Source organism: Pirellulales bacterium, assembly GCA_036490175.1.
In the GTDB taxonomy this organism is placed as follows: domain Bacteria; phylum Planctomycetota; class Planctomycetia; order Pirellulales; family JACPPG01; genus JACPPG01.
On record DASXEJ010000231.1, the window covers coordinates 1 to 15,382 of the forward strand.

General features: G+C 61.5%; 13 protein-coding genes. 10 read left to right on the forward strand and 3 right to left on the reverse strand.

Going from position 1 to position 15,382, the window contains the following annotated elements; translation table 11 throughout:
* Positions 1–1,064: 1,064 nt before the first annotated feature.
* The gene (locus tag VGG64_16815) at positions 1,065–2,834 is read left to right on the forward strand and encodes an adenylate/guanylate cyclase domain-containing protein (protein ID HEY1601266.1); all 1,770 of its coding nucleotides are present in this window, start codon (positions 1,065–1,067) and stop codon (positions 2,832–2,834) included.
* 276 nt (positions 2,835–3,110) lie between these two features.
* Here VGG64_16815 and VGG64_16820 read toward each other — a convergent pair whose 3' ends face one another.
* Positions 3,111–3,827, reverse strand: coding sequence for a DUF1080 domain-containing protein (locus tag VGG64_16820; protein HEY1601267.1), 717 nt, complete (start codon positions 3,825–3,827; stop codon positions 3,111–3,113).
* Between the two features lie 355 nt (positions 3,828–4,182).
* On the opposite strand from VGG64_16820, the gene VGG64_16825 reads away from it, so the two are divergent.
* The 5 genes from VGG64_16825 to VGG64_16845 all read left to right on the forward strand — a co-directional run bounded on the left by VGG64_16825 (position 4,183) and on the right by VGG64_16845 (position 9,366).
* Complete coding sequence (locus VGG64_16825) at positions 4,183–4,806, forward strand: 2Fe-2S iron-sulfur cluster-binding protein (protein ID HEY1601268.1); 624 nt, start codon at positions 4,183–4,185, stop codon at positions 4,804–4,806.
* Positions 4,799–7,003: a xanthine dehydrogenase family protein molybdopterin-binding subunit gene (locus tag VGG64_16830; GenBank protein HEY1601269.1), complete on the forward strand. Its 2,205-nt coding sequence runs from the start codon at positions 4,799–4,801 to the stop codon at positions 7,001–7,003. The genes VGG64_16825 and VGG64_16830 overlap by 8 nt, the downstream gene beginning before the upstream one ends.
* Positions 7,003–8,007 (forward strand): FAD binding domain-containing protein, encoded by a 1,005-nt coding sequence (locus VGG64_16835; protein ID HEY1601270.1) that lies wholly within the window; start codon positions 7,003–7,005, stop codon positions 8,005–8,007. Before VGG64_16830 ends, VGG64_16835 begins: the two co-directional genes overlap by 1 nt.
* A gap of 85 nt (positions 8,008–8,092) precedes the next feature.
* Positions 8,093–8,332, forward strand: a complete 240-nt coding sequence (locus VGG64_16840) for a hypothetical protein (GenBank protein HEY1601271.1) — start codon at positions 8,093–8,095, stop codon at positions 8,330–8,332.
* A 311-nt stretch (positions 8,333–8,643) separates the two neighbouring features.
* A complete protein-coding gene (locus VGG64_16845) occupies positions 8,644–9,366 on the forward strand; it encodes a platelet-activating factor acetylhydrolase IB subunit (protein ID HEY1601272.1) in 723 nt (240 codons plus the stop codon).
* Between the two features lie 75 nt (positions 9,367–9,441).
* On the opposite strand, the gene VGG64_16850 is transcribed toward VGG64_16845, so the two are convergent.
* Both VGG64_16850 and VGG64_16855 read right to left on the reverse strand, forming a co-directional pair.
* The gene (locus VGG64_16850; GenBank protein HEY1601273.1) at positions 9,442–10,176 is read right to left on the reverse strand and encodes a polyprenol monophosphomannose synthase; all 735 of its coding nucleotides are present in this window, start codon (positions 10,174–10,176) and stop codon (positions 9,442–9,444) included.
* 359 nt (positions 10,177–10,535) lie between these two features.
* Positions 10,536–10,742 (reverse strand): hypothetical protein, encoded by a 207-nt coding sequence (locus tag VGG64_16855; GenBank protein ID HEY1601274.1) that lies wholly within the window; start codon positions 10,740–10,742, stop codon positions 10,536–10,538.
* A 292-nt stretch (positions 10,743–11,034) separates the two neighbouring features.
* On the opposite strand from VGG64_16855, the gene VGG64_16860 reads away from it, so the two are divergent.
* From VGG64_16860 to VGG64_16875, 4 genes are all read left to right on the forward strand, one after another.
* The gene (locus VGG64_16860) at positions 11,035–12,348 is read left to right on the forward strand and encodes an MFS transporter (protein HEY1601275.1); all 1,314 of its coding nucleotides are present in this window, start codon (positions 11,035–11,037) and stop codon (positions 12,346–12,348) included.
* Between the two features lie 189 nt (positions 12,349–12,537).
* Positions 12,538–12,906: a DUF2089 family protein gene (locus tag VGG64_16865; GenBank protein HEY1601276.1), complete on the forward strand. Its 369-nt coding sequence runs from the start codon at positions 12,538–12,540 to the stop codon at positions 12,904–12,906.
* 16 nt (positions 12,907–12,922) lie between these two features.
* Complete coding sequence (locus tag VGG64_16870) at positions 12,923–14,299, forward strand: tetratricopeptide repeat protein (protein HEY1601277.1); 1,377 nt, start codon at positions 12,923–12,925, stop codon at positions 14,297–14,299.
* A 70-nt stretch (positions 14,300–14,369) separates the two neighbouring features.
* Positions 14,370–15,359 (forward strand): hypothetical protein, encoded by a 990-nt coding sequence (locus VGG64_16875; protein ID HEY1601278.1) that lies wholly within the window; start codon positions 14,370–14,372, stop codon positions 15,357–15,359.
* Positions 15,360–15,382 lie beyond the last annotated feature (23 nt).

Consider the following 15,382-nt stretch of genomic DNA (forward strand, 5'->3'; position numbering starts at 1 on the left):
ATGCTCGCCACCCTGCGCCGCCGCAGTCTGCGACAAAAGGTTTTTGAACTACGCCTGGCCGGCCCGGGCTCGCGAAAAATACGACAACTACTGGAATACACCGTCACAATGGCGGCGTAAAACTGCAAAAGTCGAACTTAGGGGCTCTGATTTTGGCCCTAGTCCACGGCTATGACCACGGCTTCGGAGAGGCCGCTAAGAGCGACCTGACCGGAGCAATAATCGGCGCATGCATTGGAGCCCTCGCGGCTTGGCGATACGTTGATCGTAAACCGCCTTGACTGCAATAACGCACTGCCCCGCATTCTCTTGAAATTCTCAAACGGCATCACTACCAGGCTTCGGGTAGCGGATGATGCGCGCATCAATTTGATCGTGGCAGAATCGGTGGGAAGCCGAGGGCCGCGAGAATGAACAGGCAATATGCCACTGCTGCGACAAAGCCCAGCAGCGAGAAAAGCCGCGGTCGCTCTACAAGTAATCCGATGCCAAGGCCGAGTATCGTGCCCACAACGGGCAGCGCATACCATAGTGGCATGAGAATCACCGGACGATCGAACGGTCCCCGTGATTGGCGAACGCAAGAGGCTACAATTGCCGCGTCTATAGAGAGGCAGATGAATGCGGAGATCATCTGAGCCAGTCCGAACTGGAACCAGCGGCGGCGGGGCGGGGGCGTTACCATGCATTTGATTCTACCGTGATGGTGCGCGGGTGCGGGAAAGTGGTTGCGCCTACCAACCGTTGCATGAAGTCCACACGAGGTTGTGGATCCTGTGGTGATGTGCACGGCTGGGAAAGCCAGCCGTGGCACCCGGCACAGAGCGGATTGCTGTGCATGGAGATTACCGCACCGCATGCCGGTGGTCCGCCCGGCAGCTTGGCCGGTGGCTTCTCCGGCGGCCCGCAAAGTTGGGCCCGCCAAGTTGGGTTTGCCTCGAACGCCCCCCGCAACGTAGGCTTGAGGGCGCGGCGGAAGGGCCTGAAACACCGCTAGCCACGCCCCGGCACCTGCTGTGGTCGGCCGCACTTTTGATGACATACACCATGCTTGCCTCCTGCCCATGATTCGCGTCACTGTTCACAACAGCAAGCAGCAGCGGCAATTGTCGCACGCCAGCGGCCCGCTGGAGTTTGGCCGTGTGATGCAGGGGGACACAGCCCGCGTGATCGTGGACGATCCCTTTGTATCCCGTGATCAATTGCGCGTGACCGAGCGGCAGGGGCGGTTGCACGTCGAAAATATCAGCCGCCACACGCCCATCGAATTGGTGGGCAAGGGAAGCAGTATCGACGTGGGCACGACCGGCGAGTTCGATCTGCCGCTGGAAATGCGAATTGGTACGACACGGATCACCATCGAATTCGAGCAGGGCGGAAAGCAGGGGCCCGATTCGTGGCAGACGATTCTTAAACCGGCTCCGTTGGACAAGGCGGCCATCGTCGCGCCGTTGAACCTGGTTGACGCCCGCGAGCCGATTACACCCGAGCGGCTGACGCAATGGTTCGAGACGGTGATCTCGGTGCAACGTGCGGCCGCGGGCTCGGCGCAGTTCTATCAAGAGACGGCGCAGGCCGTGGTGGGGCTGATCGGCTTGGACGGGGCCCAAGTGTTGCTGCGGCGCGGCAACGATTGGGAAGTCATGGCCAACCACGCGCGGCGTGCGGGCAAACCGCTAGAGTACAGCCGCACGGCGCTTGCGCATGTTGTCGAAGAGCGGCGTACGTTCTATCGCACGCTGGACGTGGCCTCGACGCAGAGTCTGACCGGCATCGAATCGGTCGTGGTCTCGCCGATCGTCGACCCCTCGGGCGAGGTCGTCGGCGCGGTCTACGGCCAGCGCTATCGCAACCTGGGGAGCGAAGGGCCGGCCATTCATCCGTTGGAAGCGCAGTTGGTGCAATTGCTGGCGGCGGCGGTGGGGGCCGGACTGGCGCGGCAGCATCAAGAAGCCGAGGCGGCCCGCTCGCGCGTGCAGTTCGAGCAGTTCTTTTCGTCAGCACTGGCGAACCAATTGCAGGCCGATCCGACGATGCTGGAGGGGCGCGATTGCCAGATCTCGGTGTTGTTCAGCGATATCCGCGGCTTCTCGGGATTGTCAGAGAGATTGTCGCCGACGGCGACCTGCCAGTTGGTCGGCGACGTGATGGAAAGGTTGACCGCGCGGATCGTCGAGCATGGCGGTGTCGTGGTCGACTACATCGGCGATGGCCTGTTGGCGATGTGGAATGCCCCGGCGCCGCAAGCCGATCACGCCGTGCTGGCGTGCCGGGCGGCGCTGGCGATGCTCGACGAGTTGCCATCGCTCAACGAATCGTGGCAGCAGACGCTGGGTAAGCCGCTCGACCTGGGGCTGGGAGTCAACACCGGCGTCGCGCGGGTTGGCAACATCGGCAGCCGGCGACGTTTCAAATACGGTCCGCTGGGGCACACGGTCAACCTCGCCAGTCGACTGGAGGGGCTGACCAAGCATTTGGGTGTGAAAGCGCTGGTGAGCGAATCGACGTGGAAGGAGCTAGCCGGCTCCTTTGCCACCCGCCGGCTATGCCGAGTGCGCGTGGCGGGCATTGCCACGCCTCTCGATGTGTTCGAACTGCATTCGGCCGCGCCAGACGATCCGCGCTGGAAGCGGCAGTGCGAGGGCTACGAAGCGGCGCTTACGCAATTCGAGTCGCGACGCTGGGACGAGGCCTGCCGGACTCTGTACGCTCTGGTCGAAACTCAGGGCGATCGCTACGACATCCCCAGCCTGACGCTCATCGGTCGCGCGGTGGAATGCCTGAAAAGCCCCCCTGCGACATTCGAGCCGGTGCTCGACTTTGTTCAGAAGTAGCGGCCCGGAAATGCCAAAGCCGTCTTCTGCCACCGTGAGGACAGAATTCGAAAGAGATTCTTGCCACCGAGGGCACAGAGATCACCGAGGTGGAAGGATTTTATTTGCGCGTCGGCCGTATCGCGGTGTGCAACGCCATCTGTTGCTCCGTAATTTCTCTCTACCCTTTGGCCCTTTTTCCTTCTTCTTCTCTGAGTCCTCGGTGCCCTCGGTGGCAAATCGTATTCGCCGCAGGCGCTTTGGCCTTGTCGAGCAACTGCGGGAATTCTCTGTGTTCTACGGCAGCTCCTTCAGGTAGATGTTCTTGAAGTACAGCGTGTTGCCGTGGTTTTGCAGCTCGATCTGGCCGGTGGGGAAGAGTGGCTTGTCACGCTCCCAGAAGTTTTCCAGCACCACGTTGTCGGTGACCAACTCGCCGTTCAGCCAAACGCTGACTTTGTCGCCGACCATCTTGATGCGAAACGTGTTCCACTGGCCGACGGGTTTGTCGGCCTTCTTGGTGGGCTTTGAGGGATTCTTCTGGTTGTTGTAAAGGCCGCCCGAGCCTACGCCGTCCGCCACTTTCAAATCCGGATCCCAGATTTGCACTTGTGGCGTGCCGCGCAGGTAGATGCCGCTGTCGCCATCCTTGAGAATCTTCCAATCCAGCAGCAGCTCGAAGTTGCCGTAGTCCTTGGCCGTGCAGAGGCTGCGTCCCTTGCCATCGAAAACGAGCGCGCCGTCGGCAACGTTCCAGTGGGCCCGCATATCCTCGTCGGCCGCCTTTTGTGCGGCGGCCAATTCGCCGGCAGGCGCCTTGGCCTGCTTGGCGGGATTATCGAGCGGGCCAGCAGGCAGACCCTTCCAACCGGCCAGATCTTTGCCGTTGAACAAGGCGGTGAAGCCCGCGGGTGGTTGATTGTCGGCGGCCTGCGCCAACGAGGCCTGACAGCACAGTGCCCCGATAGCAATGAGGAGCGTGGGCAGAATGGAAAACTGTTGGGTGCGAGTCATGCGAAGAGTCCAAGACGATTTTTTGGCGGCCGACGCCGGCCCAGGCACGTGCTTAAGCGCGAGCGTACGACTCGAGGAATCGTGGGCCATCCTAAACGCGGCGCCGGCGGCGAGCAAGTTGGCGCTCGCAGGGCCCCGTTCCTTGGGGCGATTACACGTCGGCAGGCACCCCGCCTGTCGCGACGAGCACGCCGCGATGGCACGGCTTGCCAGTACAGGTCCCCAAGGCTTGGACATCCATTTAGTTGAAAGGACTTGAGGAACGGCTACAATCTCGGGCACTCTTGTGGCGAAGTGCGTCGGCGGTGGCTCTTAGGCATCGACTTTCATCTTTGACCCGCGGAGGTGCTCTGCTATGGCGGATCAACGACCCTTCTCCGGCGGCGGCAGCAATGTCAGCCGTCGCGCGTTCTTAAAAGGCTCTGGTGCCGCGGCGGCGGCCACGGCGCTGGCAACTGGCTCGGGCGTCGCCGAAGCGGCCGACGAAAAATCGAAACTCGTCGGCCCTGGCGCCACGCCGATCAAGTTGAACGTCAACGGCCGCGAGCGCGTATTGCCGGTCGAACCACGCACGACGTTGCTCGAGGCGTTGCGCTACAAGTTGAATCTCACTGGGGCCAAGCCGGTGAGCGTCGACGATTCCAGCGGCGCCAGCATGGTGATCATCAATGGCAAGCCGGCCAGTGCCAACACCGTGTTCGCAATCGCCTGCGTCGGCAAGAAAATTCAAACCGTCGAAAGCCTGGGCGGCGACAAACCGGACGCCGTGCCCGTCGCCTTCTTGCACAACGACGCCATGCAGTGCGGCTTTTGCACGCCGGGCTTTGTCGTGGCGGTGCGGGCCTTTTTGGACAAGAACCCTAAGGCGACCGAGAAGCAAATCCGCGAGGGGCTGAACAGCAATCTCTGCCGCTGCGGCACCTACGCCAATGTGATCATGGCCGCCGTCGAGGTGGTGAAGGGAGGCAAGCGTGGCTAAGAAATACAGCTGGCCCGAGCGGGGCACGGCCTCGCTGATCGGCAAACCGCACGATCGCATCGACGGCATGGCCAAGGCCACCGGCGTGGCGAAATACACCTACGATGTCGCGCCCGAGCGGATGTTGCTGGCCCGCGTCTTGGGTTGCCCGCACGCGCATTGCAAGATCAAGTCGATTGACCTAAGCGGCGCCGAGAAAGTGCCCGGCGTCGTCAAGGCCATGGCGATGAAGGTCGAAGGGAACGAAGTTCGTTGGGAAGGGGATCCCATCGCGGCCGTGGCGGGCGAAAGTGAAGCGGCCGTGGCCGAAGGACTGAAGGCGATCAAGGTCGAGTACGAAGCGCTCGATATCTTCGTCAAGGACGAGGATCTGGCCGCCGCAGAGGCCGCCAAGCGCACGGGCAAACCGGCCAAGAATACCCAGCTCGAAAAAGAAGCCCCGGACGACGCCGACGAAGAGAAATTCGCCGATGAAGAGATCGCCCGACTGCTGAAAGAGTCGGATGTGGTCGTGGAAGGGCATTACGGCATCGACGTCATTACGCACATGTGCTTGGAGCCTCATGGCGCCACGTGCCAATGGGATGGCGACAAGCTGAATGCGTATCTGTCGACGCAAAACGTCTCGGGCACGGCCGGCCAGTTCGCCACGCCGCTCGGTTTGACGGCCGGAGACGTGACCGTGATCTGCGATTTCATCGGCGGCGGCTTCGGCAGCAAGTTCCAGGTCGACAATTTCAACGTCACAGCGGCCAAGATCGCCAAGGAAGTCGGTCGGCCGGTGAAGCTGATGTTGGATCGCGATATCGAGCTGAAGACGGCCGGCTGCCGCCCCAGCGGATATATCAACGTCAAGATCGGCGCCGACAAGAACGGCGTGGTCAAGGTTTGGGATTCGGAACATTGGGGGACCTTTGGCGCTACGCTGGGGGGCGTGGACCAGGGCGTGATCCCGTACGTGTTCAATCCCAAGAATCGCCGCCGCCGCGCGATTCCGATCATCACCAACGCCAGTCCGTCGCGCGCCTGGCGCGCTCCCAATCATCCGCAGGGAAGCGCGATGACACAGGTCGCGTACGACGATATCGCGGGCAAGCTCGGCCTGGACAGCTACGACGTTTTCTTGCGCAATTTGCCGACCGTCTCGAACGAGAAGCAAGAAATCTACAAGGCCGAGATGGAGATCGCCGCCAAGCTGATGGATTGGAAGGCCAAGTGGCACGCGCACGGCAAAGGCCCTGCCAAGGGCTCGGTCGTGAGTGGCCTCGGGATGGCCATTCACACCTGGGGTGGTGGCGGTCAGCCGTCGAACACCAACATCACCATTCACCCCGACGGCGCCGTCGAAGCCACGCTCGGCAGCCAGGATCTGGGGACCGGCACGCGGACCGTGATCGCTTTGGTCACGGCCGAGACGTTCGGCCTGCCGCTCTCGGCCGTGAAGGTGAATATCGGCAGCTCGAAGTATCCGCCCAGCGCGGCCTCGGGCGGCAGCGTCACGATCGCCAGCGTCAGCGAATCGACCCGCCGCGCCGCGCAAGACGCGCTGCGACAGGTCAACGATTTGGTGGCCAAGAAGTTGGGCGTCGAGGCCGACACGCTCGTGGCCAAGGACGGCAAGATCTCGGTCGAGGGAGACGCCAAGAAATCGCTGTCGTGGAAAGACGCCTGCAGCTTGTTGGGCATGATGCCGCTAGAGGTGAAGGGAGAGTTCAAACGCCGCGACGATCAGGGGCTTTCCAGCTCGCAGGTCGGCGGCGTGCAGATGGCCGAAGTCGAAGTCGACAAGGACACCGGCGTCGTCCGCATGCGAAAGTTCGTCATGGTCCAGGATATGGGCCTGGTCATTAATCCCAAGACCGCCAAGAGCCAGATGTACGGCGCGGCGATCATGGGAATCTCTTATGCCCTTTTCGAGCAGCGGATCATGGACCCCACGACCGGCGTGTTTTTGAATGCCGAGATCGCTGACTACAAACTGCCGCGGCTGGGGGACATTGGCGAGATTGTCGTGGAAATCTACGAGCCCGATAGCGAATACAACCGCGGCGTCGTCGGATTGGGCGAGCCTCCGGTCATCAGCCCCGGAGCGACCATCTCGAACGCCGTCTGCAACGCATTGGGCGTGCGTGTGCCGGTTTTGCCTCTAACGCCTAAACGAGTCCTTGACGCTTTGGCGAAAGCGAGGAAAGTCTGATGAAAGCCTTTGAATACGCGGCACCGACTCATACGTTGGGCGTGCTGGAGCTATTGAGCGACGATGCCGAATCGACGGCGATATTGGCCGGCGGCACGGACCTTGTTCCGCTGATGGCCAAGATGATCGTCACGCCGCGGCGCGTCGTGAATATCACCGAAGTAGCGGGCCTGCGCGGTATCGAGGCCGACTCGCTGGGCGTTACGATCGGCGCAGTGACCTCGCTCGACGATTTGCTCGAATCGCCTGAGCTGGCCGAGTTTCCTGCGATTGGTCAGGCTATCGCGGGTATCAACAGCGTCACGTTGCAAGCTCAAGGGACGATCGGGGGCGAATTATTGCAGCGTCCGCAATGCTGGTATTTCCGTGGCGGTCATGGGCTGTTGGCAGATGACGGTCGTTGTGTCGAGGAGGGAGACAATCGCTATCACGCGATTTTTGCCAATGCCGGGCCGGCCAAATTCGTGTCGCCGTCGCGCATCGCGCCGGCATTGATCGCACTGAACGCGCGGGCCCGGATCGTGGGGCCTGGTGTCGAGGAAGAAACCATCATTCCGGTCGAAGCCTTGTTTCGCACGCCGCGCGACGAGCGGCAGCGAGAGCACGTGATCGGTCCAAATCAATTGCTGACGCATTTCCTGTTGCCGCGTGGCGAGCGGTCGGCCAATGCCACCTATGAGGTTCGCCAGACGGCTGGCCCCGATTTCCCCTTGGCCAGCGCCGCGGTAGCACTGTGGATCGAGGATGGCATCGTGCGCGACGCCAATATCGTGTTGGGACAGGTCGCGCCCACGCCTTGGGTATCGTACGCGGCCGTGCAAGCGCTCATCGGCCAGCCAGTAAACCTTGCCACTGCGACCGCGGCGGGCGAGGCAGCAGTCGAGGCTGCAACGCCACTTTCGGATAACGGCTATAAAGTGCAATTAGCCAGCGTCGCCGTACGCAGGGCCATCCTGCTGGCGGCCGGACAAGAGACCGGAGGCATCGACCTGGTAAGTGGCTAGAAGCCGTCGGCCGCGGTAACGGACACTATGGCGGACTGGTCGCAGCGCATCACGACCGTTGAACTTCCAGACGAGGATGATCTACATGGCAATCGAAAACTTACACACCCTGCCAGACGCGGAAGCGGGGCAGGCCTCTTGTCGGCACCTGCGCTCCAAAGGAATGTTCATCACCGGCTGCGCCAATCCGGCTGTCGAAGATGGCCAAGTCGGCGATGGTCATTGCTGGTGCAACCTCACGCAGCACGTGCTCGGCCCGGACGATGATTTCGTCGAGCGCCGCATCTGCACGTCGGGCCGGTCTTGCTTCGTCGCCACGATTTAAAGGTGCCACCGGACAACGCTCACGAGGTGCGTCCGGTTGATACTACGATCGTTGAGAAAACGCTCATTTAACCGGTTCGCCTCGGAATAGTTGCTAGAATTCGCGCTTCCGCTTGCTTCCTGCCTACGCCAGACCCTGCCTGGCCCAGAACGGCGCGTTCCACTGTCATGCAGCAAAACGCCTCGCGGTGAATTGCTGTTAGCCCACCGTTTTAGATCACGCCGCATTTTTCTCGGCGTAATTCTCAAAATCGCACTGTCACAAATTACGCTGTCACAGATTACTTTTTTCAAACTGTTGGGAGTGTCACCATGCATCGCACCCTGAGTTATGTCACTTGCTTCGCAATTCTTTTGATCAGTGCCGTTTCGACGGCGCAGGCCGATGAGCCGGCCTCGGTCGTGCCCGTTCCGCGTGACGCCAAGTGGCTCGAACGGCACACGCAAATCAACGACCGCGCCAAGCAAGGCAACGTCGACGTGATCTTTCTGGGAGATTCGATCACTCAGGGCTGGAACGACAATGCTGTCTGGAAGAAGTACTACGGCGATCGGCACGCGATGAACGCCGGCATCGGCGGCGACCAGACCCAACACGTGCTGTGGCGGCTCGACAACGGCAACATCGACGGCATCAAGCCTAAGGTGGCGGTGATCATGATCGGCACGAATAACTGCGGCAGTGGGGCCAAGCCGGAAGATATCGCCGCCGGCGTGAAGGCGATCGTCGCCAAGCTGCGCAGCAAATTGCCCGAGACTAAGATCCTGCTGTTGGGTATCTTTCCGCGCGATGAAAAGCCCGATGGCGCCAAGCGGCTGGTGAACAAACAGGCCAACCAGTTGTACCGCGACGTGGCGGACGGCAAGAACGTGGTCTATCTCGACATCGGCGATAAGTTTCTGGCGGCCGACGGCACGCTTCCCAAAGAGACCATGCCCGACTTCCTGCACTTGACCGAGAAGGGCTACGAAATCTGGGCCAGCTCGATCGAAGCCAAGCTGGCCGAGTTGCTCGGCGACAAGGCGAAGAGTTAGCTCAGCCGCGGGCGCGGCCGCATTTCGCGCATGGCGGCGCACCGTGCGGCGCACAGATGGCGTGCGTAGCTCGCGCTAGTGGCGGCCGAAGCGTTCGCTCAGGCTGAGGCGAAAGATGACGCGGAGCGCGGTCCAGGCTTCGTAGAGATTGATCTTCGACTGTCCCTTGACCCGGTCCACGAAGGTGATAGCGGTTTCGCCCAGGCGGCAGTCTAGGCGTTTCATGCGCCACAACATCTCCTCGTGGAACGAGTAGCCGCGCGAGATGAGCTGGCTGAAGTCGAGCTGCGCAAGCTTGGCCACGCGGTAGCAGCGAAAGCCTCCGCTGCAATCGCGGGTGCGCATACGGAGCAGCAGCCGGGTGTACCAATTGATGCTTTTGCTCATCATCCGCCGCCGTAACGGCCAACCCACGACGCCCCCGCCGGGCACGTAGCGCGAGCCGATCCCCACGTCGATCAGCTCCGCACCGTGGTCGTTCATCGACGCGCGCAGCGGCGCGATGTAGCGCGGATGATGGCTGAAGTCGGCGTCCATCGTGATCACGTAATCAAAGCTGTGCTCGATGGCATAGCGCAGGCCGGCGATGACGGCGCTGCCTTGTCCCAGTTTGCCCGGTCGGGCCAACAAATGCAGCCGTGCGAGGGTGGCGCTTTTTTCCCGCACCCAATTGCCCGTGCCGTCAGGCGAGTTATCGTCGACAACCAGCAATTCGACATCCGGCGCCGCGGCGAATATGGCGTCGACCAGCGCGGGAAGATTCTCGATTTCGTTGTAGGTCGTCAAGGCGACCAGAGTCCGCTGCGACATCGAACGCTCGGGGGTTCCGCGATTGGCAGGCCGCTCGGACTGCGTCTTAAAAAAGAGTACCACACGGCGAGCGACGGGTAGGGGCCGGGCCCTTGGTCGAACGAGACGCCCGCGAGCAAATCGGCCGCTCTGAGGGCGAAGTTTCAGGCCTGGTCCCGGGTGGAAAAGTGGGTTTATTCTAATTCGCGCGTGGGCGCCCGTCGATCCGCGCGTGAAGTGCCGCAGGAACGCGTGCGCCACCACCCAGGGGCGGCCCCTAATCGGGCGGAATAGTTGATGGGCACATCGATTTGCCCAGCGCGCAGCGCCACCGCAAGAGCAAAGGCGGGCGGCGTGCATCGGCACACGGCGGCTGCGCGTTACGCTTTCTTTTTTGCGATCGCCTTAAGCGCCGCCGACTCAGCTTTTTGCTTTGCTTCTAGCGCCGCGATCGCGGCAATCGTGCATGCGGGGCACTTCTTTTTCAAGAAGTTTTCCAGTCGCTGCTTCCCGTATCGCTCGTTCTTTTTGAACGTATAGGGGCTGCTATGCCCGCAGGCGCGCTTGATCTGCACCGTGCCTTCCACGGCTACCTCCCAACAATCCCGCCATCTATCCCCACCTTCTTATAGGCAAGCCAGGAAACAACAGCAAGCGGAATGGCCGTCGATGCGTCCCTTAACGCAAACTGGCTCATCCCTGGGTGCGCGGCCCTGCTCTCTCTGGTGCCGGCCAGGTAAATCCATTGCCTATCTCGCGAGCCCACCCTTCGGTATGAAACCCCGCGGCGGCATTAAGTTTCGCCCTGCCCCGCCGTCGGCAGCGGTCCTATAATCGACAATTACCCGCCCTCTCGGCAGAACTCTCGCGCCAGGTACGATGATCCGCCGCGTTCCTTCGATCCATCCGCCGGCCGTCCGCGATACGCTGCCGCCGACGACGGGCGTCACGTACGACACAGCTTTTTGGCTGTCGTATGTGGCCAATCTGGCGATCATGACTGGCCATAGCCTGCTGTTCCGTTATGCCGACGTGGTTTTCTTTTTCGGCGGCGGCGAGTTGCTGTTGGGATGGATTGTCGGCATCGGCATGGTCGGCAGCCTGGTCATGCGCGTGGCGCAGGGTGTGGGCATCGATCGCTACGGTCCTCGCAAGATGTGGCTGCTCTCGTCGTTACTCTTCATTGTGAGCTGCCTGGGACATTTGTTCGTTACGCAGGCCGAAGGGCCGCTGATTTTTCTGCTGCGTATTGGGTACAACTGCTCGATCGCCGGATTCTTTGGCGCCTCGATCACGTTCATTTCCGCCCGCGCGCCGCGCGCCCGCATGGCCGAAGTGGTGGGCATGCTGGGCACATCGGGATTCCTGGCGATGGTGCTGGGCACGGCCCTGGGAGACGCGCTGTTGGGCGGGGCACCCATGACCCTTTATGGGTTGCGGTTAATGTTCGTGCTGGCGGCGGCGCTCGGGGGCGTGAACATGCTTCTTTGCGCGCTGGCCACACGGCGCGAGAGCTTCCAGCCGCGCTCGCGGCATGTTTCGCCGTTCGGTCTGATGCGCCGGTATCATCCGGGCGCGGTATTGCTGGCCTCGGCGGCCACGGGCTTTGGCCTTAGTCTGCCGGGGACGTTTTTGCGCCCTTATGCAGAATCGATCGGCATCCCGGGCATTGCCCTGTTCTTTGCCGTCTATTGTCCCACGGCCTTCTGCTCGCGTTTTCTCGCGCGGGGGCTGCCGGCGCGGATCGGCAACCGGCGAGTGTTGTATCTGGGGCTGACGGCGATGGTGGCTGGGATGCTGCTGTTCACGGTAGCCACGAACCAGTGGCTGTTGTGCCTGCCGGCGGCTTTCTTGGGCGTGGCCCATGCGCTGCTGTTTCCGTCGGTCATCGCGGCCGGCACGGCTCCCTTTCCCATGCGGTATCGCGGGCTGGCGACGACGCTGGTGTTGGCGATGTTCGATCTGGGGACCTTCGTCGGCTCGCCGATCGCGGGAGCCATCCTGTCGTATTCGTTTTTGGTGGATCTGCCACCGTTTCCCACCATGTTCGTATCCGTGGCAGGCATGATCGGGGCCTGCGCGATCGCGTACGCGCTGTCGCGTCCGCGGGTGGCTTTGCCAGACACGCGCAGCGGAATCACGGTGCTGGGGCCGCCGGCAGGGCAGGCGGCGGGCCGGACGATTTCGCGTTAAGCCCATTGCTGCGTTGCTGCGTTACCTCCTGCGGCCAGCCGCGTCGGGAACCTGCATCGAACTCCGGGCGGCGGCTTGTCAAAGTTAAGGTGGAACGACTCGATTTGTTCGTTTTTATGATTTTTTATGTCTTTTGTATTGAGTTTGTTAATTTCTGTTGCTATAGATTATTGAGAAAGTGAAACCAGCATGGCCGACCGCCTGCCTGTCAGCAATGAATGCCCCTACTGCGGCACCGCGATGACCGTTACGCAGATGGCCTGCGGTGCCTGTCGGGTGGCGATCATCGCGGATTTTCCCATGTCGCGGATGGCCGGGCTGCCGATCGAGCATCAGCGGTTTATCGAGATGTTCGTGCTGGCCGGTGGCAATTTGAAAGAGATCGCCGAGCAGGTGGGGGTTTCGTATCCCACCATCCGTTCGCGGCTGGACAAAGTGATCGAAGCATTGCGGGGCGAGATCGCCAAAACCCAACGTGTACACGGCAACCTGTTGGATGCCGTCGACCAGGGGCAGACCACAGCGGCAGACGCTGCACGGCTCATCAAACGAATCTGACTGCGGAGGTATGGCTATGACGCAAGGCAGTCTCGGCCAGTCACGTGACGACGGTCCGCGCGGCAATAGCGGTTACGTCGAAGGATCGCGTGGCAGTGCAGGAAGTGGATCGTTCGATGAACAAGCGCGTCTCGACGATGCGATGCGGCGCGCGGATCAATTACTTGTCAGGTCGCTCAAGGACGACGAACGGCGTCGTCACCAGCGGCGATTGCTTCTTTTTTCGTTAGGAGGGGCTCTCATGTTGGCGACACTCTGTGCAATTGTGGCGGCCGTGGCGATCGATCGGCCGGTCGGTACGACAAACAACGATCAGGCTAAGACAGACCAGCAATTACAACTGGCCGCGGCTGCGCCCGATGCCGCGCCGGCCGAAAGTGCGGCCCCCGCGCCCAACCCCGAACAAGCGGCGCAGTTTTCTATGACCGGCTGGCAACTGTTTCAGAGTCAGAATTTCGCCGCCGCGCTCGGCAAATTCGAACAAGCCGTGAAACTCGATCCGCAGAACGCCGGAGCCTGGAACGGCTTGGGCTGGGCCAGCTTCAATTCCGGCGATCACGAGCGGGCCGAAAAAGCATTCCAACGTGTCATTAAAATGCAGCCGAAACATTCCGCGGCCCTGAACGGCCTGGGCCAATTGGCACTCCTGGAACGCAAATACGACAAGGCCGAGAAGTATCTGCTGAAGGCGGCTGCTTCGCCCGGCGCGTCGGCGGCCTGGTACGGCTTGACCCGCATCTATCTCCTGGAAGGGAAGTTCGATCAGGCAGCCAAGTGGGGGCGAAAAGCGGCTGCCGCGGATGGAGCGGACGAGACGTGCGAAGCGATGCTCAAAGCCGCCAAAGCGAAGAAGCTGTCCGACGAATTGCGTGCCGAGATCGAGCCGCCGGAAAGTGCTCCTATGCCGGTAGCGGCCGCGAAACCAGGTGTCGAGGGGACGGCCACGGTGGGGCGTGGCTGGCAATTGATGAATCAAGGTCGACGCGACGAGGCAAAGGCCGTCTTCGAGGCGATCCTCGCCAAAGCACCAAAGGATGCCAACGCACTGAACGGAATGGGCTGGCTGTTGCTCGGCGGCGGCGACGCATACGAGGCCAAGCCCTACTTCGAGCGAGCCCTGGCAGCCGATCCAAAAGCGGCCGGCTCGATGAATGGACTGGCGCGGGTGCTGATGAGCCAAGGAGACGACGACGGCGCAATCAAGATCTGGCAAGAGATGGTGGACAAGGTGCCCGGCCCACATGCCGGCACGTCGGGCCTGGCTGATGCCTATCTTGAAAAGGAAGAATTCCAGAAAGCAGTGCCGTTGTTGGAGCAGTTGGCCAAAGCCAACCCGAGCGACGGGCAACTGCAGAAAAAGCTGGCCCGCGCCAAGGCCGGCGGCAGCGAATAGCCACGATCCCAGCAGTCCGACCGTGATGGAACAACTTTCCAACCCTGCGAGACAAGTGGAGCACGTTCCCATGTCGTGGGGCAGACGAGGAGGATTGATCGCGGTCGGACTGCTGCTGGTTCTGAGCGTCGCTGTCACGCTTTTGTTTAAGGCGCGTCCCATAAGCACGAAGTGGCCGGCAGGGAGCGACGAAGAACGCTTTGCACGGGCCTTTGCGGCCCACGACCGCGAGCGGCGTCTCGACACGCTTAGCCAGGTGCTGCAAGTCGTGGGCATCGACATCGACGATCATGAAACGCCGCCTGTGGGCAAAGTCGCGCAAGAACTTCTCGTGCGCGACGGACCGAAGGCGATCCCGATACTGATCGGCGTGATCGACGCCGACAATTCCTACGACACGGTCTACAACGTTGGCTACCACGTGCTGCGCGGCCTGACGAACGTCGAGTACAGTCCGTTTCATGATGGCCCGTGGTGGCGGCGGTGGTGGGACTCGCACAAGCAGGATTTTCCCGCCGACGCGCAGGCGATTGGCATTCCCGAGTTCGACAAGTCGGACAACGGACGGGCCTATACGTCGTTTCCCGCAGATACGGACACGCTGCAGGGAAAGTTACGACTGGCGCCGGAAATTGTGCGCGAGTGGGCCGCGTTTCCGAAGACCGGCAAAATGCCGCGCGCTCGCGAGCAGGAATATGCCATGGCATTAGCTTCGCATCAGGACCCCCACGCAATCCCGTATTTGATCGGCCTGGGTAAGGTTAGTCGTCGCGGCGCCCAAGACTTTCAGAACTCGCTGGGCGAACTCATCATGGCCGGAAGCGAATTTGAAGAGGTGCCGCTAGGATCTGGAAAGTATCTCGACCGCGTGATGGGAAGGTCTTATCAAGAGCTCAGCGGAGACGTCGATTGGTGGCTGGCCTGGTGGCAGGACCATAAGAACGAATATTCGGCCGACGTCGCCGCGATCGAAATTCCCGATTACCAAACACCTTTATCGTTCGATTGGCAAGAGGCTCAGGCGGCGAGTCATGGCAACGATCCCGAGGTGCCACGGTAGCGGCGCGCCACCCAGGGGCGCGG

Coding starts and splice junctions, on each gene's coding strand:
- VGG64_16815 (HEY1601266.1), top strand. CDS start 1,065: ATGATTCGCGTCACTGTTCACAACAGCAAGCAGCAGCGGCAATTGTCG.
- VGG64_16820 (HEY1601267.1), bottom strand. CDS start 3,827: ATGACTCGCACCCAACAGTTTTCCATTCTGCCCACGCTCCTCATTGCT.
- VGG64_16825 (HEY1601268.1), top strand. CDS start 4,183: ATGGCGGATCAACGACCCTTCTCCGGCGGCGGCAGCAATGTCAGCCGT.
- VGG64_16835 (HEY1601270.1), top strand. CDS start 7,003: ATGAAAGCCTTTGAATACGCGGCACCGACTCATACGTTGGGCGTGCTG.
- VGG64_16840 (HEY1601271.1), top strand. CDS start 8,093: ATGGCAATCGAAAACTTACACACCCTGCCAGACGCGGAAGCGGGGCAG.
- VGG64_16845 (HEY1601272.1), top strand. CDS start 8,644: ATGCATCGCACCCTGAGTTATGTCACTTGCTTCGCAATTCTTTTGATC.
- VGG64_16850 (HEY1601273.1), bottom strand. CDS start 10,176: ATGTCGCAGCGGACTCTGGTCGCCTTGACGACCTACAACGAAATCGAG.
- VGG64_16860 (HEY1601275.1), top strand. CDS start 11,035: ATGATCCGCCGCGTTCCTTCGATCCATCCGCCGGCCGTCCGCGATACG.
- VGG64_16865 (HEY1601276.1), top strand. CDS start 12,538: ATGGCCGACCGCCTGCCTGTCAGCAATGAATGCCCCTACTGCGGCACC.
- VGG64_16870 (HEY1601277.1), top strand. CDS start 12,923: ATGACGCAAGGCAGTCTCGGCCAGTCACGTGACGACGGTCCGCGCGGC.
- VGG64_16875 (HEY1601278.1), top strand. CDS start 14,370: ATGTCGTGGGGCAGACGAGGAGGATTGATCGCGGTCGGACTGCTGCTG.